The sequence below is a fragment of the Streptomyces yunnanensis genome, assembly GCF_029011865.1.
In the GTDB taxonomy this organism is placed as follows: Bacteria; Actinomycetota; Actinomycetes; order Streptomycetales; family Streptomycetaceae; genus Streptomyces; species Streptomyces yunnanensis.
This window is the reverse complement of the sequence record NZ_CP095749.1, coordinates 1,759,195-1,779,398: the sequence shown is the minus strand read 5'-3', so window position 1 is coordinate 1,779,398 and position 20,204 is coordinate 1,759,195. Positions and strand designations below refer to the sequence as shown.

The window sequence follows — 20,204 nt, the reverse complement described above, 5'->3', positions numbered from 1 at the left end:
CTGGGCGGGTCCAGATCAGGCACACCACGGGGCTGGGCCTGGGGGTTTCCCGGGGCGGGGGTAGCTTCACTTGCATCGGCCGTCAGGGGGCCGGCGGTTGCAGCCGTCGTGAGTGTGGCAGCGAGGGCGACAACGCACAGGCTCCGGCGGGCGAGAGGGACCATTCGAATCTTCACGTGCGGTATTTCCTTGATGGGGAATAGGCGTGGGGCCGGCGCTCATGGGCCGGCCCCACGTGTAGCGCGAGTGGGGTTCGGATCAGCTGATGGCTCGGTAGTCCTTCCAGCCCTCACCGACGCGGAAGCGCAGTACCTCGTTGCCCGGGTAACACCACAGGGTTCCGTCGGTGGTGACGAGCCAGACGTCGAACTTGCCGTCGTGGTCAGCGTCCCCAGGCGAGGTCATCAGTGGTGTTTTGTCGAGGGTGAATCCTTGACCGACGAGAACGGGGTTGCCGGGTGCGGTGCCGTACAGCGCCGCACCGCGGTAGACGCCCACGGCGCCGTTGTCGAGGCTGCGGACGCCGAGATCGGCGTGCCCGTCATGGTCGAAGTCACCGGGAGCGAAAAGGTCGATGCCTTCGGTGTTATGGGCGTTGAGGAGCAGCGGTGGCTGGTCGGGGTTCTCGTCCAGGTAGCCGGACGCAGACCCGAAGTAGAGCCACACCAGCTTGCCTTCGCGGACGAGGAGGTCCGGATAGGAAGGAAGGTCGTAGTCGCCGATGACGCCGTCGCCGTCCAGGTCGGTCGGCCCGTCGAGGTCGCCCACGGCCAGGATCTGGTCGGCTTTCTGCCAGTGGTTGTTGGCCTGGTCGTACAGGCGCAGTTCCATCGGTGCGGTGTTGCCGGACAGGTGGCCGTGGCCCTCGTTGGGGTGGACGTAGAGCTTCTTGGTCTTGTCGACGGGGTCGTAGCGGTGCTCGATGAGGTCCTCGTAGCCGTCACCGGTCCAGTCGCCGCGGTGTGTGATCAGCGAGTCCTTGAAACTGCGGTCGCTGGCCTTGGCCTTCGGGCCCAGGCGGCCGTCGCCAAGGCCGTTGAAGAGCTGGAGTTCGCCGTCCTTGGTGACGGCGTACATGTCGGGGTGGCCGTCGCCGTTGAGGTCGCCGGGGGCGTCCTTTTGGCCTGAGCTGTTGACGTAGAACAGGTAGGCAGCCAGGTCGGAGCGGTTGTTCGCCTTGTCCAGGCTGCGGGCGTAGAGCATGTGGGGCCCGGCGGCCATGGGGGTGAGCTTGACGGATGCGGAGCCTCCGGCGGAGGCAGGAGTTGCGGTCCGTACGGTGGCGTCCCATTCGGTGAAGTACTCGTACTTCTGGACGTCCTTCACACCGCCTGAGGAGAGGGTGAAGGTGCCCGGTGTGCGGGCGATGCCGGTCTTGGTGGGCCAGCCGTTGCTGCCGTCGGGGTATTGGTCTGAGGCGATGCTCGGGGGCGTACTGGGGCGTGTGGTGTCCACGCGGAAGCGGCACGGTGGATTCGGGGTCCAGGCCGACGTAGTCCTGCCGTCCTGGGCCTGGACCTGCCAGGAGAAGGTGACGCCGTCTTTGTTCTGGAAGGTGGTTTTCGGGATGGCGACCCGCGCGATGGTGCCGCTGGTCACGGAGATGGTCTTGTCCAGGACGAACCCCGAACCGCCGGTGGGCCACACGATGAACCGGGCCTTGAGCGTGCCGCCGTCCGGGTCACTGATCTTGGCGGTGAGGGCGACATCGGTATTGCCCAGCGTCACGTATCCGCCGTTCGAGGGGCTGCAACTGCCGTTCACCCGGGTACTGGGCGAGGTGTCGAGGTTGGATGGCGCATTGGGCGGGGTGTTGTACTCGGTGGACAGTACGGCGGATTTGGCGTCGAACTTCTTCCACCCGTAGACGTCTGATTCGTTGGCGGCGCGCAGGCCCAGAGTCCACTGGGCCCACTTGTTCTTCACGGCGTCCTTGGCCGCCGAGGTCACGTCGAAGGCCAGGTTGCCGGCGGGGCAGTTGCCACCCCAGCCCCGGCTCTCCGTAGTGTGGGCCACCTTCCGCTGCCAGGAAGGCTGGTTGTTCCAACTGGTGCTGGAACTGATGGACCCGGTATCCCAGAGTTGGGTCTCGCGCTTCTCGCACGACCAGGACCAGGTGTTCTTGATTCGGAAGGTGGACTTGATGACCTCCTTGCCCCACAGGTTGCGGGTGCTCATGCTGAAGAAGGACCGCCCGAGTCCGTTGGTCTCGTTCTCGTAGCCGACCCGGGCCGTGGAGGTGCCTTTCTTCCCGTCCCGCTCGATCCAGCCGGCCCCGTTGTAGAAGGTGCTGTTGGGGTACTTCTTGTAGGCAATCGTCCAGGCCAGGCGTGACCCGCTGATGTACGGGTCGATGTAGACCGGGTACTGCGTACCCTTGCCTGCCAGCACGTCAGTGTCTGGCTTGAGTGCCAGGTTGTTGCCCGACACCGCCACACCCAGGGCTGATTCCTTGGCGCCTGGCCGAGGTAGGAACTCGTCCTGCGGAACCTGGTTTTGTGGCTCTTCGGAGGCATTGGTGGCTGAGCGCGGCACTGCCGCAAACGTCTGCGTCTTCTCCTTCGTGCTGGAGCTGTCCCACATCCGGGGTGTCGGCCCTGCGAACACCTGTTGCCCGGCAGGGTTGACAGCCGAAATGTTGCCGTGCGTGTCAGTGGAGACGTCCACTCCGTCGGTCGTCATGCCGTACTGGATGGACTTCAAATCCGGGTTGGCGGCGGCCTTGGGTGTTTTCACCACCAGAAGCTGACCGAATCCGTCGTTGCCCGCGCGTAGCTTCAGATCCACGTCGGGCAGCACATTCGGGTACGTCGCGGTGTCCCCGGCCACTGTTGGCTTTGGCAGCTCACCCGGCCAGGACAGGGACAGGCTTCGGCCGTCCCGGGTGACCGTTACCAGGGGGCCCTTGCCGCCACCGGAGAACTCGATCCCCACGGCAGTGGCCTTGGCTGAAAGCGTTCCATTTTCAGCACTCTGCAAGGTGGGGTCGATATCCAGCAACCTGCCTTGCTTCCGGACGCGTTGGGGAACGCTGTGTCGTTCCTCAGTGAACGTCCCGGAGGGGTTGGCGAAAACCGAGGATGACTCGGTCCTGTGCGATGTCAACTCAACCGGTGTTCCGGTTTCAGCGGCGCGTTCCACTGCACGCTGCACCTCTGAGGCAGGGGCGACAGATTCCTTACCGTCAACTGCTGGAACTGCGAGGGATATTGATGGCATGGCGGTCACCACGAGCCCTCCTCCTATAGCACAGGCCAGCAGAGAACGCCAATGCCTGAGTCGTCTTCGCGAGGGGGGTGCGGGCACGTCCAGTCCTTCCGGGGTGATGCGGCAAGAAGAGATGCAAGTACACCAAGCTGTCGAAGCAGCTCAGGTAAGTGCGCGTCAAAAGAGCGTAATGCAAGGGGCCATGGTCGCTGGAGTAACGAAAGTCTGGATGGGATCGAGATCCCAGCGTTACCTCGAAGGTTTCCGGGACTTTCGCCCTGTCCGTTTCGGGACCTTGGCCCCCTATGGTCAATGTAAAGGGAAGCTAATGTTCCTGGGTTACTTCATCGATCATGGAGGGCAGTGTGCTGCGTTCCTTCAACTGTGGTTCAGCCACAGGAAAACCACGTCTGACGAGACTGAGACCCCAGTCGTGGCGGGGGGTGATAGCGAGCGCAATCACGCTGGCGCTGGCCTCGGGAATGCTGTCGACGGCACCAGCAACTGCCGTTTCGACAAGACAATCGCGGATACCGGTCCCCGAGCAGACCAAGCCTGTGCCGGTTTCGGAGGTGAGGTCCCGTCAAGCGGCAGGAGGAGACCACGCCGCAGCCAATGCCTGGAAGCAAGCGCCGTCAGTGACCTGGCCCAAACCCGGCAAGGCAACAGCGGACCTGGTCAAGACCGAAGCAAGTTCCGGGCGCCGCCCCGTAAGGCAACTGAGGGCTGGCACGCTTCCTGTGACGCTGGCAAGCGCACAAGGAGCGTCAGAGAAGAAGGAACCGACGCCTGACAAGGTAGTCGTTGAAACCCTGGATCGCTCGGCGGCAGACAAGGCGAACGTCGAGGGCGTCCTCCTCAAGATCAGCCCACAAGGGCGAGCGACCTCCGGAGGTGACATCGAATTCGAACTCGACTACTCCGGCTTCCGGTACGCCTACGGCGGTGATTGGGCCTCTCGCCTCACGCTCGTTCAGCTTCCTGGATGCGCGATAACCGATCCAGGCAACGACAAGTGCAGGGCACGCGTACCGCTCAAAGAGGTCAACAACGACGTCGACGCCGGCAAGCTCAAAGCCAAAGTGACGCTTCCCTCCTCCAGCGACGGGAAAGAAGCGCACGCGGGTGGAGCGGCACTCCGATCGGCAATGGCTGCCCCTATGTTGCTAGCTGCAACTGCTGCCGTGTCAGGCTCCTCGGGCGACTACAAAGCTACCTCTATGTCCCCGTCGGGTTCCTGGGAGGCCGGCGGCGCCGCAGGCGGCTTCACTTGGTCTTACCCCATGACGCCGCCCAAGGTGCCAGGAGGGCTTGAACCCAAGCTGGACCTCAGCTATTCGTCACAGGCAGTCGACGGCCGTACTGCGGCGACCAACAATCAGGCTAACTGGGTCGGTGATGGTTGGTCATTGTCTGAGAACTTCATCGAGCGTCGTTACAAGTCGTGTATCGACGACATGAAGGACGGCAACAACAAAGCCAAGAACGGTGACCAATGCTGGGGCACCGACAACGCCACCATCTCGCTCAACGGTGTGACCAATGAACTGGTCAAGGACGACAAGACCGGAGCCTGGAAGCTCAAGCATGATGATGGCACCAGGGTAGAGAGGCTGACCGACCTCGACCGTGGCAACGGTGACAACGACGGCGAATACTGGCGGGTTACAGCGCCCGATGGTACTCAGTATCACTTCGGATACCATTGACACCGGGTCAGTGGCGATGTTGCGGGTGTAGCGGGTTGGCCAGCATCTTTGCAGCTCAGAGGTAGTGTGGGGCGGATTGGTACATGTGCATGTGTCGCCACCTGTCACCACCTTTGGCAGGACGCATGCTGACTCGATGCTGACATTCATGACTACCCGTCAGCTAAAACTGACGGATAGTCATGTCGTCGCCTCGTGTGTCGCAGATCGGGCGGCGAATGGCTTCGGATGTCGAGCTGTTGCGTAGGCTCGATTTCGGAGTCGATCTCTGTCGATATCCGCCTTGAGGAGCATCTGGTGCCCCGTGCATGCAGCCGGGAGCAGGGCGGCTAAGCCTCGATTCACCGATCAATGGCCGGTCCAGAGCCCGGACATGAGAACGCGGATGCTCTCTGACCTGGGATGATGGTTCTTCCTACAGTCCCAAGTCCACAGATCGAGAGAACATCCGCGAGATGCAATCTTCCCATGCCGCTTCGGCGGTCTGTGCCGTGTTCGACGATCGGAATCTGGTCGCGGACGCTGGTCTGGTCCCGGTGATGCGTCTTGCCGAGCGGGGACGGCTTTCACAGCTGGTCCGCGCCACGGTACGGATCGACGGCGCGGACAACAGCGGTGGGGCGAACCCGGTTGCGAAGGTGACCTCGCTGGTGGCGGCGATGTGCGCGGGAGCGGACAGCATCGAGGACGCGGACCGGCTGCGGCACGGCGCCATACCGGCGGCGTTCTCGGGGATCCGTGCTCCTTCGACACTGGGCACGTTCCTGCGCTCCTTCACCCACGGCCATGCTCTGCAACTCCACGCGGTGCACCGGAAGTTCCTGCGGAACCTGGCCTTGCACACCCCGCTGCTGCCCGGCGCCGACCAAGTCGCCTTCATCGACGTCGACTCCACCCATAAGCGCGTATTCGGCCCCGCCAAGCAGGGCGCCCAGGTCGGCCGGTTCAAGGGATACGTACCCTGCACCCGTTGCTGGCCACGATCTGCACCCCGACAGCGCGGCCGGTGATCGCCGCGGTCCGACTGCGGCAGGGCAAGGCGGCCGACTCCCGCGGCGCCGAGCGGCTGGTCACCGAGGCCCTGGCCACCGCTGGCGAGGCCGGCTGCACCGGCATCCGCATCCTGCGGGCCGATTCGCAGTTCTACAACGCCGATGTGGTCGCTGCCTGCCGCCGGGCCGGCGCCCACTTCTCCCTGGCCTGCGGCATGAACCCGTCCATCAAACGGGCCGTCGCCACCATCCCCGACGATGCCTGGCAGCCGATCCGCTATCCCAGGGCCGTCGTCGATCCCGACACCGGCGAGCTGATCTCGGACGCGGAAGTCGCCGAGATCGGCGCCTACACCGCCTTCACCGGCCGGAAGAAAGCCGAGCACGTCACCGCCCGACTGATCGTGCGGCGCGTGCGTGACCTGGCCAAACCTGCCACCGTCGGCGAGCAGGGCGAGCTGTTCCCCACCTGGCGCTACCACCCGTTCTTCACCGACAGCCCCTTCGAAACCCTCCAGGCCGAACAGCAGCACCGCCACCACGCGGTCATCGAGCAGGTCATCGCCGACGGCAAGGCCGGCCCCTCGCGCACCTGCCCTCCGGACACTTCAACGCCAACGCCGCCTGGCTGACCCTGTGGGCCCTCACCCACAACCTGCTACGAAGCGCCGGAGCACTGGCCTCCGTCTTCCACAGCAAGGCCACCACCGCCACCCTCCGCGCACACCTGATTCACGTTCCCGCCCGCCTGGCACGGTCAGCCCGACGCCTGACGCTGCACCTGCCCGAACAGTGGCGCTGGCGCGACGCGTTCACCGAACTTTTCACTGCCGCCCATGCGCCCCCAACAGCGTGACCGACCCTGTTCATCCGCCCGCGAAGGCCCGACCGAAACCCATGTGGAAAAGCTGGGCAGACCAGCGGGTACCGCATGCCCTCCGACCAGCCACCTCCCCGAGAACACAGAAATGATCACGTCAGAACCGGGCCGGTGAATCGAGGCTAAGGGGGCATGCTTGGGTTGTGCCGTAATGAGGGATGGCCGCTTGCTCAGTGCGATCGAGGTCCGGGGCTGCTAAGCAGTGATCTCTTTGTTTTGGGCGGTGGGGGAGTGGGGAGCGCCTTATGGCGGTCCGAGTGGAGCGATATGTCCCTGCGCCTCAGCTTCGGTGACGAGCGCCTGGATGATGCGCAGGTCCTCGGATGGGCTTGGTAAATCCCTTGGGATCCGTTTTTGAGGTGCTGCGGCGTGGGGTCGGGTGAGTTTGGCCGGAACCGGGGAGGGGCGAGCTTGGTCAGGCGCCAGGCTGGAAGGGGCCTCCACGGGGGTGGAGTGATTGTTGGAGCGGGCCGAGATCCGGACGCCCGTGGCGCTGCGGAAGGTCGTCGAGTTCTTGACGTTGCACGGGGCGTCGCTGGTCGGCATCTCTCGAATGGTCCCCGACTGCCAGTTGTGGGTCAGCAAGGCTGCGCAACGGGAGGCCGCAGAATTGAGATTCCCTCGTGATCAAGCACGATGTACTGCTCCATGGTTGCAGTGGTGGTTGCATTGACCGGCGCGACTGCCGGTTTGGCAACCCGGGCGGACAGGGCGTCGATAGGGTCCGCTCCATCCGCGGCGAGATCAAGATTCTGGTCGCGGGGCAGACCGCCGAGGTCGCACCGCGAAAGCGTGGGTGGTCTCCGTATCGGCTGAGGTCGTCTGTCGTAGAGCCCTGGGGCGCCGTAGAGTCGGCCAAGTGCGCTACGGACAGAAGGCGTTGCTGCCAGCACCCGAAACGTTCCCTGACGAGAAGGCTCGCCGCGTTCGTCCTCGGCCAACTGGATGAGTGGTTCCACATTGAGGAGCAGGTGCCAGGGCGCTACAGTCTCTGGCGGGACATATCCCGGTCGCCCGGACGGATTCGGCATGAGAGCCTCACCCCCGTGGCTACTGAAACCGAGGTGGGAGAGCTGTTGCACCAGCGCGGCTGGCGGACAGCGTTCACGGTCGCTGAAAGGGTGAACGCGTGGGCCGACCTGGTGGGCGCCATCGAGCGCGGCTACGGCGACGACATCTACGAGTACACCAACGACCTCTACTGCCGAAACTGGCTGCACGAGGCTTGGCTATTGCTGGACGAACACATCGTCCAGCTCTGGACCCCGCAGATCAAAGCTCTGGATGACCGGTGCAAGGCCGCGACCATCGACGACGACGGCCAAGCACTCGACCAGTTTCACAGGCTGCCCGGCCCCGACCTGTGGTGGTGGCGGCGACACCCCCGCATCCTCACAGGAGACCTCGGGCGTTCACTTCGCTCGGCCGGTGCCATCGGCACCGACCCGGACACAGCATGACCTTCAGCCTCGTGGGATTACGGGACAACTCTTAGGACTGGCGCTTTACCCACGTAATGGGAGAGGAGTCCTGCGGCGCCTGGATGAGCACGCGTGCGGGAATCGCGACGATCTTCTCCGCCTTGCCGTCGGTGTCGTCAATCTTTTGGAGGATGTATCCGGTGTACCACCCGCCGTTTGCGCGCGCTTCGAGCCATCCCGTTGTCTTGTCCGGGATGTCGACTTCCCTGCGCTCCTCGGCCATGGTCGCCCACTTGTTCGTGGTGCTGGTCGACTGGTTGTACGTGAAGCTTCCCTCGGCGCTGCCCCCTTGGTTCTCCGGCGTGGCGGTGAGGGTGATCTTGCCGCCCGCCGACCAGCCACTGGTCGTGTTGTCTTCCCTGGATACGCTGGCCTGGGTCGTGTAGGTGAGTTTCGCCTTACCGGTGGTCTTCGACGTGGACTGCATCGTCGGGTATTCCGTGTCGAGCTTTCCCACAAAGCCACACGTCAGTTTGCGATTTTGCCGCGCGAGCTCGTCGCTGGGCTTGCCGCACATGGTCTTCGCATCATTGTTGCCCAGCCATTGATCCTTGTCCTCCGTGCTGCTCGTGCGTTCCTCCGTGCCGAAATTTTCGAAACCAGAGGTGGCGTCGAAGCCCGTCAGCCACTTCTGGGCATCCGTGACCGCCTGGTCAGGTGTATAGACCTTCTTCGCCTCTTCGAGCGTGATCCCCTTGGTGTCCTGACCGGTGACCGGGTAGCCCTGGATGGCTTCATGGGCATAGAGGGGCGAGCTGTTACGGAGGAGGTCGATGACCTCCTGCTCACTCGTGTAGAAGGTGTTGCCGTCCTCGGCCATGGCAGGCGTAGCTGTGCTGGCCAGCATCGGCGCGGCGATGAGGGCGACGGATGCCGCAAGTACGGCGGCACGCCTCCCCGTTCGGCGCGGTGCCTTGTGTGCGGGGGTGGTGGTGACGGGTGTGGTCATGTCCGTCTTCGCTTTCTCTCATCGGGAGTTGCGTGGGGAAGGCCGCGCCCCTTCCCCCTTTCCGATGGGCAGGAGCCCGGCCACTGCGGACGCGGGGAGCCGAAGGAGGGAGGCGGAATCGCGCCCCGCTTCGTTCCCCCGGATGTGTGCCGGCTGTGTGGAACGCCTCAGCAGTGGGTGCGGCCGTGGTGGAAAACTAGCCGCCGGGCGCCGTCGCCGTGTGACGGCCCGTGGCTCATCGTGTGACCGATAGATGACCGCCCCGTCGATCGGCTCGGTGCGCTGTTTGCCTGAGGGCATGGACAAGAACTTCACCTCACGTCACGAGCATCAGCCCCCTTACCGGCATCGTCACCGGCGCGGTCGATGGGCCCCGCTTGCCGCCGCCCTCGTTGTCACGGCTGTGACCGGCGCCGTGCTGACCGGCTGCGGGACGGCGGACGGCGGGGACGGCGCCGCGAAGACGGACCCCGGTGAGTCGGCGCAGCAGGGGCCACAGGGCAAGGGCAAGAGAGTCCTGTGGATGGGCGACTCCATAGCCGGTGCTGAGGCGCCGCCCCTGGAGGCGGCACTGAAGGCGAGCGGTGTGGGGTTCAAGAACGCGGCGTCCGACGGCGGCGGCACGGTCGTCGAGGGCGGCGACAGGATGGCCGGGCAGATCGCGGAGTCGACATGGAAGGACCTCGCGAAGAACATCACGTCCTTCCGCCCGGACGTGGTCGCCTACCAGGTCACCACCTACGACTGGGGCAGCGTCGACCAGCAGCGGGCTTCGTACGAGAAGCTTGCGAGGACCGCGCAGCGGGCGGGCGCCGAGCTGGTGATCGTCTCGGCCCCGCCGTTCAAGATCGACGACTTTTACAAGAAGTACGAGAGCGCGATCGCGAGCGCGCCGAAGGCAGCCGAGCAGGCTGCCGACCACAGTGGCGGCAAGGTCCGGTTCGTCGACGCCTCGGCGCTGTGGGGCACCGACCCCAAGGCCGGGAAGGCCCAGCGCTCGTCCGACGGCATCCACTCCTGCCAGCAGGGTTCGGCCGCCTTCGCCAAGTGGTTCACGCAACAGCTCGGCACAACCTACGGCTTCACCCCGGCTGCCCCGAAGAAGTGGGCGACCGGCTCGTGGACCGGAGACGAGCGGTACGGCAAGCTCGGCTGCCGCTGAGCCGCTCTGCGTAGAAAGGCTCGCTGTGTCTTCGCCTCTGCCCGTGCCCGGATTGCACGGATCTCGTTCCCGCAGCCGGCTGCGGCGCGGGCCTGTTCCCGGCCGTCCTCCCGGCACCCATATCGCCTCGCCCGGCTCCCACATCGCCCCGCTCGACGGGCTGCGCGGACTGGCTGTCCTGGCCGTCCTGCTGTTCCACGCCGGGCATCTGAGCGGCGGCTTTCTCGGCGTCGACCTCTTCTTCGTGCTGTCCGGCTTCTTGATCACCGGCCTGCTCCTGCGGGAGGTCGCGAGCCACGGCCGGATCAGCCTGACCGCATTCTGGGGCCGGCGGGCGCGCCGCCTGCTGCCGGCGCTGACCGTTGTGGGCGTCGGCACCCTCCTGCTCACCTGGGCGTTCGGGGCGGCGTCCGTGCTGCTCTTCGCGCTGGAGGACGCGCCGTGGGTCGCGGCGCAGGCGGTGAACTGGCACTTCGTCGCCGAGCAGATCGGGTACTGGAACGCCTCCAGCTCCCGCGTCTTCGCACATCTGTGGAGCATCGCCGTCGAGTGGCAGTTCTACCTGGCCTGGCCACTGGTGGTGGCGCTCGCCGGGCGCGGCCGGGGCGGGCAGTGGCGGATCGCCGCTCTGGCCGGCGCGGGGGCGCTCGTCTCGCTCGTGCTGATGCTCCACTACGGCGACGCCGTGGACACGACGCGCGCTTACGAGGGCACCGATACCCGGGCGTTCGCCCTGCTGCTCGGTGCGCTGGCGGCTACGGCGCCGGTCCGGCGTATGGTCGCCCGCGTACCGGGGCGCGCTGTGGATGTGGTGTGCGCTGTGCTGGCGTGCGGTATCGGCGCCGCATGGGTTCTGACGGATGGCCAGAACACGCCCGGTCTCTTCCGAGGCGGGCTGTTCGCGCACTCCCTGGCAGCCGCCGCCCTGATCGCCTTGCTCGCCCATGCACCGGACGGACGCGCCGGCCGGCTCGCCGGCAGCGCCGTCCCTCGCCGGCTCGGGGAGCTGTCGTACAGCCTGTACCTGTGGCACTGGCCGGTGTACCTGTTGCTGCCGCAGACGGTGTTCGGGCTCGGCGGGTGGTGGCGTACCGCCGTGGCCATCGGGGTGTCGCTGCTGGCCGCCTGGTTGACGAAGGTCGGGGTGGAGGACCCGGCCCGCTTCCGGGCGAGGTGGGCGACCGGGCGCCGGGGCCTGCTGGCGCTCGCCGCCGCCCTCGCCGTGGCGGCGGGCGTGTGGGCGGCCGTACCGCAACCGCAGCCCGGCGCGGGAACGGTGGACATCGAGCGGCTGACGGCGCCGTAAGACCCGGGGTGCGCGGAGCCCGGGCGGCGTGCGGGGAAACTGGGCGCATGCCGATGAAGGGTGCACACGGGCCCGGTGGGCCGGGCAGGGTGCCGTGGGGCGTGGCGCGCAAGGCGCCGGCCGTGGCCGTGTTGCTCACCTCCTGGGCGCTCGCCGGCTGCGGTGTCTCAGACACCCGGCCGGAGGCGGCCGGTGCGCCGGCCGGCGGAGGCCGCGCGGTCGGCGCCGCCGGCTGGGTGCGGGCGTACTTCGTCGCCCCGAACGGGACCTGGCCCGTCAGCCGTGCGGCGTCCGCCGGAGCCGGGCCGCAGACAGCGCTGGACGAGCTGCTGGCCGGACCGACCCGCAACGAGCGGGACCGCGGGCTCGTCACCGCGCTGCCGGCCGGGACACACCGGGTCCGGGCCACGGCGGCGGGGCCCGGAGTGGTGGACCTGTACCTGCCGTGGCTCGTGGTGGAACTGGACGGAATGGCGGTGAACCAGCTGGTGTGCACGGCCGCCGCGGCCCCGGGGATCCCGGGCGGGAGACGGCCTGTCGATGTCCTCGTGCGCGTGTACGAGTCGGGAGAGTCAGAGGCATGGAGGGTCAGGTGCGACGAGACCGGCACGACCATCCCGGTGGAGGCGCCTCAGAAAGCTCGCTGACACGCCGCCCGCATGCGCATCTTCAGCCGGTATTCACCATTTTGAGGTGCCATACGAGGTGAGTTTGCCGACGAGTGAGAGGAGAGGCCGGCGCATGACACGCGTTCTGTTGATCGAGGACGATCCCGGCGTGCGCCGCGGCGTCACACTGGGACTGCACCACTACGGCCACGAGACAGAGGCGGTCGCCACGGGCGAGGACGGCCTGGCATCGCTCGCACCCTTCGCGCCGGACATCGTGCTGCTCGACCTGATGCTCCCCGGCATGAGCGGCCTGGAGGTGTGCCGGCGCATCCGCGAGAGCAGCCAGGTACCCATCGTGATCCTCTCCGCCCGCGGTGACGACATCGACGTCGTGGTGGGCCTGGAAGCGGGCGCCGACGACTACATCGTCAAACCCGCGAGCAGCGAGGTCATCGAAGCGCGGATGCGCGCGGTGCTGCGCCGCCTGGCCCCCTCGCAGCCGCGCCCCGGCCACGGTGACCAGCCCCTGGCCCATGGTGATCTGGAGATCGACGGGATCGGGGTGCGCGTGTGCAAGCGCGGCCGGCAACTCACCCTCGCCCCCTCCGAGTTGAAGCTCCTGCTCTTCCTGTCGGCCTCCCCGGGGCACACCTACAGCCGTCAGCAGCTCCTCGAACAGGTCTGGGAACACAGCTACTACGGCGACGCGCGACTCGTCGACGCGTGCGTGAAACGGCTGCGCGCCAAGATCGAGGACGACCAACGCAACCCGCGCTACATCCAGACCGTGCGCGGCTTCGGCTACCGCTTCGGGCCGCTGTGAGGCGCCTCCTCCCGCGGGGCCTGCGCACCCGCCTCGTCGTCGCCTTCCTCCTGGTGTCAGCCCTCAGCGCGCTCACCGCCGCCGCCCTCACCTTCCACCAGGCACGGGCCGCCATCCTGGACCGCGCCCGGGACAGCGCCGTGCACCAACTCCGCGCCCAGGTCAACTCCCTGGCCCCCGACCTGCCGTACGCGCCCGCCGAGACGGACCTGCGCACCCTCGCGCTCCAGCTCGACCGGGCCGGCGGTTCCCGGGAGGGCTGGCGCACCGCGGCCACCTACCGCGACGGTGCACCCGTCTCCGCCGCGGGCCCCGCACCCGCCCTTCCCGCCTCCTTGCGCCACGCCGCCTCCTCGGCGCACACCGCCGTCGTCCAGCGTTTCCACCATGCCGGGAAACCCTGGCTGGCACTCGCCCTGCCGGTCACCCGCGAGGGCCACCCCTCTGAGCCCTCCGGACTGATCGTCTATGCGTCCTTCTCGCTCACCGAAGAGCAGGGAGACGTCGCCACCCTTCTCTCCGCCGCGCGTGCCGGCGCCCTGCCCGTCGTACTGCTGTCCGTTGTCCCGGCGCTGCTTGCGGCCCGCCGCGTCCTGCGCCCGGTACGGCAGTTGCGCTCGGCCGCCGAGAACATGACCGCCGGCGCCCTCGACACCCGGATCCGCGTCACCGGCGACGACGAACTCGCCGACCTCGGCCGTACGTTCAACACCATGGCCGCCACACTCCAGGCCGATGCGGCCACCCTGCGCGCCATGGAGAGCAGAGCGCGTCGCTTCGCCGCGGACGTCTCCCACGAACTGCGCACCCCCCTCGCCGCGATGACCGCCGTCACCGGCGTCCTGAACGAGGACGCCGGCTCGGGGCGGCTGGCCCCGGAGACCGCCGAGGCCTTGGAACTGGTCGCCGACGAGACGAACAAGCTCGGCCGCATGGTCGAGGACCTCATGGAGATCTCCCGGTTCGACGCGGGTGCCGCCGCCTTGGACCTCGACGAGATCGACATCGGCGAACTCGTCGGCAAAACGCTCGGCCTGCGGCACTGGCAGGACCGGGTCGGCGTCAACGTGCCGCAGGGGCTGCGCGCCCGTCTCGACCCCCGGCGCATCGATGTCGTCCTCGCCAACCTCATCGGCAACGCCCTGCGCCACGGCGGCCCGTCCGTACCGGTGGACGTCCAGGCCCGGACCGAGGACGACCGGCTCGTCCTGACCGTCACCGACGGCGGCCCCGGCATCCCGCAGGACACCCTGCCCCACGTCTTCGACCGCTTCACCAAGGGCGACGCGGCCCGCACCCGCAGCGAGGGCAGCGGCCTGGGCCTCGCCATCGCCGCCGAGAACGCGCGCCTGCACGGTGGCACTCTCACTGCCGCCAACGCGCCCGGAGGCGGAGCGGTCTTCACCCTCACACTGCCCCAGGAACCGGCGTGATGAGGTCCCGCGCGGCGTGCGCGCCGCTACTCGCCCTGTGCCTGGTGTCCTTGACCGCCTGCGGCATCGACGACACGGGCCCCGCCCGAGCAGGAGTTCCCGCCTCCGGACTGCGCCGGACGCAAGGCCGCCCGCCCGCCACTGTGCACGTCTACTTCTCCTCGCCCCTCGGCCTCGAACGCGTCTCCCGCCTCGACAATCGCCCCAACACCCTCCAGGCGGCCATGAACCAGCTCGTGGCCGGCCCCGACCGCGCCGAGCGCACCCGCGGCCTGGTCAGCCTCATCCCACCCGGCGCCCCCGCGCCCACCGCCGTCACACCACAACCGAGCACGGCCGATGTGCACCTACCGCGCGGCTGGACAGCCAACCGCACCGCCCTCCACCAGCTCGTCTGCACCGCCGCCGACGCCTCCGCCACCACACACGGCACCAAGCCGCAGGACACACGAGTCAGGCTTTACCGCCCAGAAGGCGGAGAACCCGCCATGGAAGTGTGCCCGAGCCCCTGACCTACGGCCCAGGCACCGTCGATGGCACGCTCTTGGAATCAGGCGATGCCCGCCCGGCGCTGGGCATCGCGGCGACCGACGAGGAACCAGAGCAGGCACCCGAAGAAAGGGGCCATCAAGGCGAAGGCAAGCCAGACCAGCTTCATCCCGCTGGTCAGGTCGGACCTGACGATGCCGAGCAGGGCGCCGAAGTACAACGCGAGAAGTCCGAGGGCCGCGGCACCCATTGCGCAGGCGATCATGATGTTGCCCGTAGGGGCAATGGCCATCTGGTGTGCGAGCTGTGCCTGCATCGTTCTCTCCTCATGTCGGTGGGGGATGTTCAGAGTTCGTCGGTCGGGCCGGACGTGCGGTGACCAGCCGCAGCCACCGGCGCCGCCCTCTGCGGATCAGCCGGCTCGGGCGCGTCCGGGCCGGTGCGCGCTCGCGTGTGTGGTAGGGCGCCGATCGGCAGCAGCTGGATTCCCGTCACGCCGGGCGGCTGGCCGCCCGCAGCAGATAGCCGCCGGCGACGGCCGGGAGCAGCGGGATGGCCAGGAGGACCGGGAGGAATGCTCCGAGACCGAAGGTGAGCGTGCCCGTAGGGACCACCCACTGCGACATCAGGAACAGCAGCGGAACCAGGGCGGCCGCCGTTGCGATCGCCTTGTCGCGGTTGCGCCACTGCCGCGCGGTCCACAGCCACCAGATCGCGGTGATCAGGGCCGGGACGCCCAGCAGCGGCGCGAAGACGGTCAGGGGGCCGGTCACCGCCAGCAGTCCCAGCAGGGCGAGGGTGCGTGCCCGTTCTCGTATTCGCCGGCTACGTACGATCCTCGCCTCCACTGGGTGACTACGAGCCCGCGAATTCGCAGGACCCGTATCGCTCGGCGGGCGGTTTCCCGTGACACGTTGAACCGGTCGCACAGCTCAGACTCAGAAGGGACGCGCTCATCGGGCTTGTACCGTTCCTCGTGGAGCCTCGTAGCGCACTCTCGGCATCACTCGCGCGAGCCAGGCCAGGGCAGTCCTTCCTCTGGCCCTCACCGATGACGCGGTAGGCAGAGGGAAGAGTGACTGTGTCACCTGGCTTCTGGTGGGGTGATCTGAGGTAGGTCGGCACCCGCCCTGGTTCGTCGTAGCGGTCCGGATCCGTCTACGCGGCCGGGGCGGCTTGCCGCCGGTTATGGGGCGTCACCGGCCTGTCGGTGTCGCCTGGGCAGTGTGGTTCTGGGGTTACCGGTCTGCGAGTTCGGTCACCAGGCGGGTGGCGAGGGGTACGTCTACGGTGTGCTGTTTGGCGGCTCGTAGCAGTGCGCCGCCGATGGCGTCGATTTCCAGGGGGCGTCCGGCTTCGGCGTCTCGCTGCATGGACGACTTGGCGTCGGGAGGGGAGGCGTCGTAGAGCTGGAGGGCTGCTGCGGTGTCGGCGGGTGCCCCGCAGGCGTGGCTGACGGCGGCGGTTTCCTCAAGCAGTGCCAGCAGTTCCGGGCGTCGAGTGGTGCGGATCTCGCCCACGGTGAGTCCGTACCGTGTGGTGAGCAGGGCGAATGGGGCAAGGAAGGCCAGCTTCGCCCAGAGCGCGGCGGTCTCGTCGTCGCGGACGCGGGTGCGGATACCGGCAGTGGTGAGTGTTGCCGCGAGCGCGTCGAGGCGTTCACGCGGCGCCGAGTCGCTGGCCAGGTCGATATCGGTGAAGGGGCTGCCGTGCTCGATGAGTCCCGGCGCGCTGCGTGTGGCTTCGACGCGGATCACTCCCGGGGCCACCTGCTGGGGGTGGTAGTGGCGGCGCAGGAGGGCTGGGTGCTCGATGCCGTTGAGCAGCGGCACGATGAGGCCGTCGCCCAGCACTGGGGACGGCACACGCTGCAGGGCCGGTTCGAGGGCGGTCTGCTTGACGGTGATCAGGCACAGGTCGGCCGGTTCACCCAGCTGCGTGTCGGCCTCGACCTGTGTGGTGAAGTCTCCGAACTGCTTGCTGCGCACGTGGATTCCGTCGCGGCGCAGTGTCTGTGCCGTCTGCTCGCCGGCGAGGCAGATCACCCGGTGTCCGGCGCGGGCCATGAGGGCGGCCAGCAGGCCGCCTACGCCGCCGGGGCTCATGGGGCGTGTGTTGTCGAAGTGCAACGTGGTTCCTTTGGCAGGAGGGCCGGTGGTGGGTTGTGTGTGGCTAGGGACAGGTGACGACCTGGCCCGCCCAGGACAGGCCGCCGCCGAAGGCGAGCAGCAGGACGGGGGAGTCGGAGGGGATGTCGCCGCGCTCGGTGAGCTTGGACAGGGCCAGGGGGACGGATGCGGCCGAGGTGTTGCCGGAGTCGACGACGTCCTTGGCGACGATCACGTCCTTAGGCAGGTCGAGTTGGCGTATGACGGCTTCGATGATGCGGAGGTTGGCCTGGTGGGTGACGATGCCGGCGAGGTCGGCGGGGGTGAGTCCGGCGCGGTGGCAGGCATCGCGGGCGATGGCGGGCAGTTCGGTGGTGACCCAGCGGAAGACGGTCTGGCCTTCCTGGACGAAGCGGGGGTGCCAGTCGTCGACCAGGCGCACGGCATCGCTGCGGGTGGGGTCCGAGCCCCAGGCGACCGGACCGACTCCCTCGTTCTCGTCGGCGCTGAGGACTGCGGCGCCTGCGCCGTCGCCGAGCAGGACGCAGGTGCTGCGGTCGCTCCAGTCTGTGACGTCGGACATCTTCTCGGCGCCGATCACCAGGGCGTGCCGGGCAGCGCCCGCTCGTAGCGCGTGGTCCGCGCCGGCGATGGCGGTGCAGAAGCCGGCGCAGCCGTTGTTGAGGTCGTAGGCGACGGCGGAGGGGATGGCGAGGCGGCCCGCGACCTGGGCGGCGATGGAGGGGCAGCGATCGACGGCGGAGCAGGTCGCCACGGTGATCAGGCCGATGTCGGACGGCTGGAGGCCGGATACGGCCAGTGCCTTGCCCGCGGCGGCGGCTGCCAGGTCGGTGACCGACTCGTCCTGCGCGGCGATTCGTCGGGTGGCGATCCCGGTTCGGCGGCGGATCCAGTCGTCGCTGGTGTCGACCATGCCGGCCAGGTCGTCATTGGTGAGGACGTGGGCGGGTTGGTAGTGCCCCAGGGCGGCGATACGGGATCCAGGCACGGCGGTGCTCCTTGGTCGGACGGCAGTGCCGGGAATATAGCAACCGATCGGTCGGATGCTAAAAGAGTGGTTGTTGGCTACGATGACGGGATGAGCCCCCGTAAGTCCGTCGCCGAGGCCCGCAGGACGCGGGAGCGGATCGTGGAACATGCCATCGCCGTCGCCTCGGTCGACGGCCTCGAAGGACTGACCATCGGACGGCTCGCCATGGACCTCGGCATGAGCAAGGCCGGAGTACTCGGACACTTCGGCACCAAGGAATCCCTCCAACTCGCCACCCTGGAAGGGGCCTCCGCGGTCTTCGCGCGCACGGTATGGGAACGGGCGCAGCACGAACAGCCCGGCCTTCCCCGGCTGCAGGCTGTCTGCGACGCCTGGATCGCCTACATCGAGACAGAGCGCGAGGTCTTCCCCGGCGGCTGCCTCTTCACCACCGCAGCCGTCGAGTTCGATGCACGCAGCGGCCCCGTGCGTGATGCGGTGGCACGCCTGTACAGGGTGTGGCGCCGGCGGCTGGCCGATGAGGTGCGCATCGCCGTCGACTGCGGTGACTTGCCCTCCGGCACGGATCCCGAACAGGTCGCCTACGAACTGGTGGGGCTCTACATGGCTTTCAACCAGGAGATCCAGCTCTTCGCCGATCCGGCCGCTGCCGAGCGCACTCGTCGGGCCCTGGCTCGCCTCTTCGGACAGGAGCAAGCGTCGTCCGGCGGATCATGAGGCGCGCCGACAGGACGGGCCCCGGCTGACCGGCGTCACCGCACTCACCTGGCGGGACGCATGACCGGCACCGACACCGCGAAGCCGCTCCTGGAGCGGATCGACGCCCGTGAGCAGGCCGTGACCGACCAGGCCGAGCGGGTGTGGACGCAGATCGAAGAGCTCACCGCATGGCTCGGTGAACTCGACGAGCACCTCGATCACCTGCGGATCACCCGCAAGACGGTCCTTGCCCTCGCCGACGAACCCGACACCAAGCAGACCAGGGGCAGTTCACCGGCACCCGAACTGCCGGAACACCCCGCCTACCAGTAGATAGTGACCGTCTTCGCCGCCCGGGACAGGCCGCTGCGAGCCCGCCACCTGTGCCTGGTCCTCGACCTGCCCCTCCTGCGCAAGCACACCGAAGACATTCGCTCCAAACTCAAACGCTTGGTCAGCCGCGGGATACTCACCGAACCCAAGCCCGGTCTGTTCGTCCAGCCTCGCCCGTAACCCCGCACCGAACCCCAGGAACAGTCAGCCTTACCCGGCGCCAGCCCTGTAGCGGACATCGAGCCTCATAGCGCCCACTGACAGCCCCGTCTGCGAGGGGCCGGCCCCGGCGAACTCGAACTCGGCCTGTTCGCCCTCTCACCCCAGTCAGCCGATGTCGGCCACGCTGGGCACCCACTCGACGTGAAATCCGGCGCCTACCCAACGTAGAAGGCGGTGCCTCCGAATTGCCGCACGACCTGATACATCGTCCGCGCTGCGCCAGGACAGTCCGGGAGAGCGTCCGGCTGGTCGCGGCAGATCCGGAGCATCTCCTCAAGGAGGCGGTCGTCGATGGTCCTGCGCCGGGCTTCGGTGGGGTCCAGGCGCAGGCCCTGTCCGCCGTAGTTGCGGTAGCCGAAGTCGTGGATGACACATGCGTCGTGGAAGACCTTCGCCCACGGGCGCGGGGTGGGGGGTGAGCAGCCGTCGGTTGTCCAGTCGAAGGGCTTCTCGTGCTGCCGTGCGTAGGCGGGGAACTGGCGGTAGGTCCTCGCCATGAGGAAATCGGCCCGCTCGCGCACCTGATCGGTGTGCCTGGCCTGCGTCGGTCGCGAGGCCGCCCGTGGTGCGGCGTCGGACGCTGCCGCGGGTGTAGCACTCGGCAATGCGCTGATCAGAAACGATCCGCAGAGGGTGAGTCCGGTGAGGAACCGTGACGCGGCGCGCCGCCGGGTGTGGAGTCTCATGCTGCTCCCATCTGGAGATGCGAGTGCGGGAACGACGAGGCGTCGCCACTATGCGTATTCGGAATATAGCTGTGTGCAGGTAGGTCGACTCTCGTGCATCCG

The 20,204-nt window shown here is 67.6% G+C and carries 17 protein-coding genes and 2 pseudogenes; 11 read left to right on the top strand and 8 right to left on the bottom strand.

Annotated features, from left to right (window positions below):
• Positions 1-258: 258 nt before the first annotated feature.
• Positions 259-3,231, bottom strand: coding sequence for an FG-GAP-like repeat-containing protein (locus MOV08_RS07825; RefSeq protein ID WP_275306825.1), 2,973 nt, complete (start codon positions 3,229-3,231; stop codon positions 259-261).
• Between the two features lie 614 nt (positions 3,232-3,845).
• Between MOV08_RS07825 and MOV08_RS07820 the strand changes: the two genes are divergently transcribed.
• From MOV08_RS07820 to MOV08_RS07810, 3 genes and pseudogenes are all read left to right on the top strand, one after another.
• The gene (locus MOV08_RS07820) at positions 3,846-4,916 is read left to right on the top strand and encodes a hypothetical protein (RefSeq protein ID WP_275306824.1); all 1,071 of its coding nucleotides are present in this window, start codon (positions 3,846-3,848) and stop codon (positions 4,914-4,916) included.
• A 455-nt stretch (positions 4,917-5,371) separates the two neighbouring features.
• A pseudogene (locus MOV08_RS07815) lies at positions 5,372-6,764 on the top strand (IS1380 family transposase).
• A gap of 1,070 nt (positions 6,765-7,834) precedes the next feature.
• On the top strand, positions 7,835-8,248 hold the full coding sequence (locus MOV08_RS07810; RefSeq protein WP_275306823.1) for a hypothetical protein: 414 nt from the start codon (positions 7,835-7,837) through the stop codon (positions 8,246-8,248).
• Positions 8,249-8,279: 31 nt separating this feature from the next.
• On the opposite strand, the gene MOV08_RS07805 is transcribed toward MOV08_RS07810, so the two are convergent.
• Complete coding sequence (locus MOV08_RS07805) at positions 8,280-9,218, bottom strand: hypothetical protein (RefSeq protein WP_275306822.1); 939 nt, start codon at positions 9,216-9,218, stop codon at positions 8,280-8,282.
• A gap of 403 nt (positions 9,219-9,621) precedes the next feature.
• Here MOV08_RS07805 and MOV08_RS07800 point away from each other — a divergent pair, with 403 nt between their 5' ends.
• The 6 genes from MOV08_RS07800 to MOV08_RS07775 all read left to right on the top strand — a co-directional run bounded on the left by MOV08_RS07800 (position 9,622) and on the right by MOV08_RS07775 (position 15,065).
• Positions 9,622-10,380 (top strand): SGNH/GDSL hydrolase family protein, encoded by a 759-nt coding sequence (locus MOV08_RS07800; RefSeq protein ID WP_275306821.1) that lies wholly within the window; start codon positions 9,622-9,624, stop codon positions 10,378-10,380.
• A gap of 43 nt (positions 10,381-10,423) precedes the next feature.
• The gene (locus tag MOV08_RS07795) at positions 10,424-11,686 is read left to right on the top strand and encodes an acyltransferase family protein (protein WP_420834140.1); all 1,263 of its coding nucleotides are present in this window, start codon (positions 10,424-10,426) and stop codon (positions 11,684-11,686) included.
• Positions 11,687-11,733: 47 nt separating this feature from the next.
• A complete protein-coding gene (locus tag MOV08_RS07790; RefSeq protein WP_275306820.1) occupies positions 11,734-12,333 on the top strand; it encodes a GerMN domain-containing protein in 600 nt (199 codons plus the stop codon).
• A gap of 94 nt (positions 12,334-12,427) precedes the next feature.
• Entirely contained in the window at positions 12,428-13,120 is a 693-nt protein-coding gene (locus tag MOV08_RS07785) for a response regulator transcription factor (protein ID WP_275306819.1), read from the top strand.
• Positions 13,117-14,553 (top strand): sensor histidine kinase, encoded by a 1,437-nt coding sequence (locus tag MOV08_RS07780; RefSeq protein ID WP_275306818.1) that lies wholly within the window; start codon positions 13,117-13,119, stop codon positions 14,551-14,553. Before MOV08_RS07785 ends, MOV08_RS07780 begins: the two co-directional genes overlap by 4 nt.
• Complete coding sequence (locus tag MOV08_RS07775; protein WP_275311720.1) at positions 14,553-15,065, top strand: GerMN domain-containing protein; 513 nt, start codon at positions 14,553-14,555, stop codon at positions 15,063-15,065. Before MOV08_RS07780 ends, MOV08_RS07775 begins: the two co-directional genes overlap by 1 nt.
• 38 nt (positions 15,066-15,103) lie before the next feature.
• On the opposite strand, the gene MOV08_RS07770 is transcribed toward MOV08_RS07775, so the two are convergent.
• From MOV08_RS07770 to MOV08_RS07750, 5 genes and pseudogenes are all read right to left on the bottom strand, one after another.
• Positions 15,104-15,358, bottom strand: a complete 255-nt coding sequence (locus MOV08_RS07770) for a PLD nuclease N-terminal domain-containing protein (protein WP_275306817.1) — start codon at positions 15,356-15,358, stop codon at positions 15,104-15,106.
• A 175-nt stretch (positions 15,359-15,533) separates the two neighbouring features.
• Positions 15,534-15,890, bottom strand: a complete 357-nt coding sequence (locus tag MOV08_RS07765; protein ID WP_275306816.1) for a hypothetical protein — start codon at positions 15,888-15,890, stop codon at positions 15,534-15,536.
• Between the two features lie 38 nt (positions 15,891-15,928).
• Positions 15,929-15,973: pseudogene (locus MOV08_RS07760) on the bottom strand (hypothetical protein); the annotation flags it as partial.
• Between the two features lie 307 nt (positions 15,974-16,280).
• Positions 16,281-17,147: a ketopantoate reductase family protein gene (locus MOV08_RS07755; RefSeq protein WP_275311719.1), complete on the bottom strand. Its 867-nt coding sequence runs from the start codon at positions 17,145-17,147 to the stop codon at positions 16,281-16,283.
• 67 nt (positions 17,148-17,214) lie between these two features.
• Entirely contained in the window at positions 17,215-18,159 is a 945-nt protein-coding gene (locus MOV08_RS07750; RefSeq protein ID WP_275306815.1) for a beta-ketoacyl-ACP synthase III, read from the bottom strand.
• Between the two features lie 90 nt (positions 18,160-18,249).
• On the opposite strand from MOV08_RS07750, the gene MOV08_RS07745 reads away from it, so the two are divergent.
• Positions 18,250-18,879 carry a TetR/AcrR family transcriptional regulator gene (locus tag MOV08_RS07745; protein WP_275306814.1) on the top strand — a complete coding sequence of 210 codons (630 nt, stop codon included), beginning with the start codon at positions 18,250-18,252 and terminating at the stop codon, positions 18,877-18,879.
• Positions 18,880-18,939: 60 nt separating this feature from the next.
• Positions 18,940-19,194, top strand: a complete 255-nt coding sequence (locus MOV08_RS07740; RefSeq protein WP_275306813.1) for a hypothetical protein — start codon at positions 18,940-18,942, stop codon at positions 19,192-19,194.
• Between the two features lie 377 nt (positions 19,195-19,571).
• Here MOV08_RS07740 and MOV08_RS07735 read toward each other — a convergent pair whose 3' ends face one another.
• On the bottom strand, positions 19,572-19,913 hold the full coding sequence (locus tag MOV08_RS07735; RefSeq protein WP_275306812.1) for a phospholipase A2: 342 nt from the start codon (positions 19,911-19,913) through the stop codon (positions 19,572-19,574).
• Between the last annotated feature and the right edge of the window lie 291 nt (positions 19,914-20,204).

Coding starts and splice junctions, on each gene's coding strand:
- MOV08_RS07805 (WP_275306822.1), bottom strand. CDS start 9,218: ATGACCACACCCGTCACCACCACCCCCGCACACAAGGCACCGCGCCGA.
- MOV08_RS07790 (WP_275306820.1), top strand. CDS start 11,734: ATGCCGATGAAGGGTGCACACGGGCCCGGTGGGCCGGGCAGGGTGCCG.
- MOV08_RS07785 (WP_275306819.1), top strand. CDS start 12,428: ATGACACGCGTTCTGTTGATCGAGGACGATCCCGGCGTGCGCCGCGGC.
- MOV08_RS07775 (WP_275311720.1), top strand. CDS start 14,553: ATGAGGTCCCGCGCGGCGTGCGCGCCGCTACTCGCCCTGTGCCTGGTG.
- MOV08_RS07770 (WP_275306817.1), bottom strand. CDS start 15,358: ATGCAGGCACAGCTCGCACACCAGATGGCCATTGCCCCTACGGGCAAC.
- MOV08_RS07755 (WP_275311719.1), bottom strand. CDS start 17,147: ATGAGCCCCGGCGGCGTAGGCGGCCTGCTGGCCGCCCTCATGGCCCGC.
- MOV08_RS07745 (WP_275306814.1), top strand. CDS start 18,250: ATGAGCCCCCGTAAGTCCGTCGCCGAGGCCCGCAGGACGCGGGAGCGG.
- MOV08_RS07740 (WP_275306813.1), top strand. CDS start 18,940: ATGACCGGCACCGACACCGCGAAGCCGCTCCTGGAGCGGATCGACGCC.
- MOV08_RS07735 (WP_275306812.1), bottom strand. CDS start 19,913: ATGGCGAGGACCTACCGCCAGTTCCCCGCCTACGCACGGCAGCACGAG.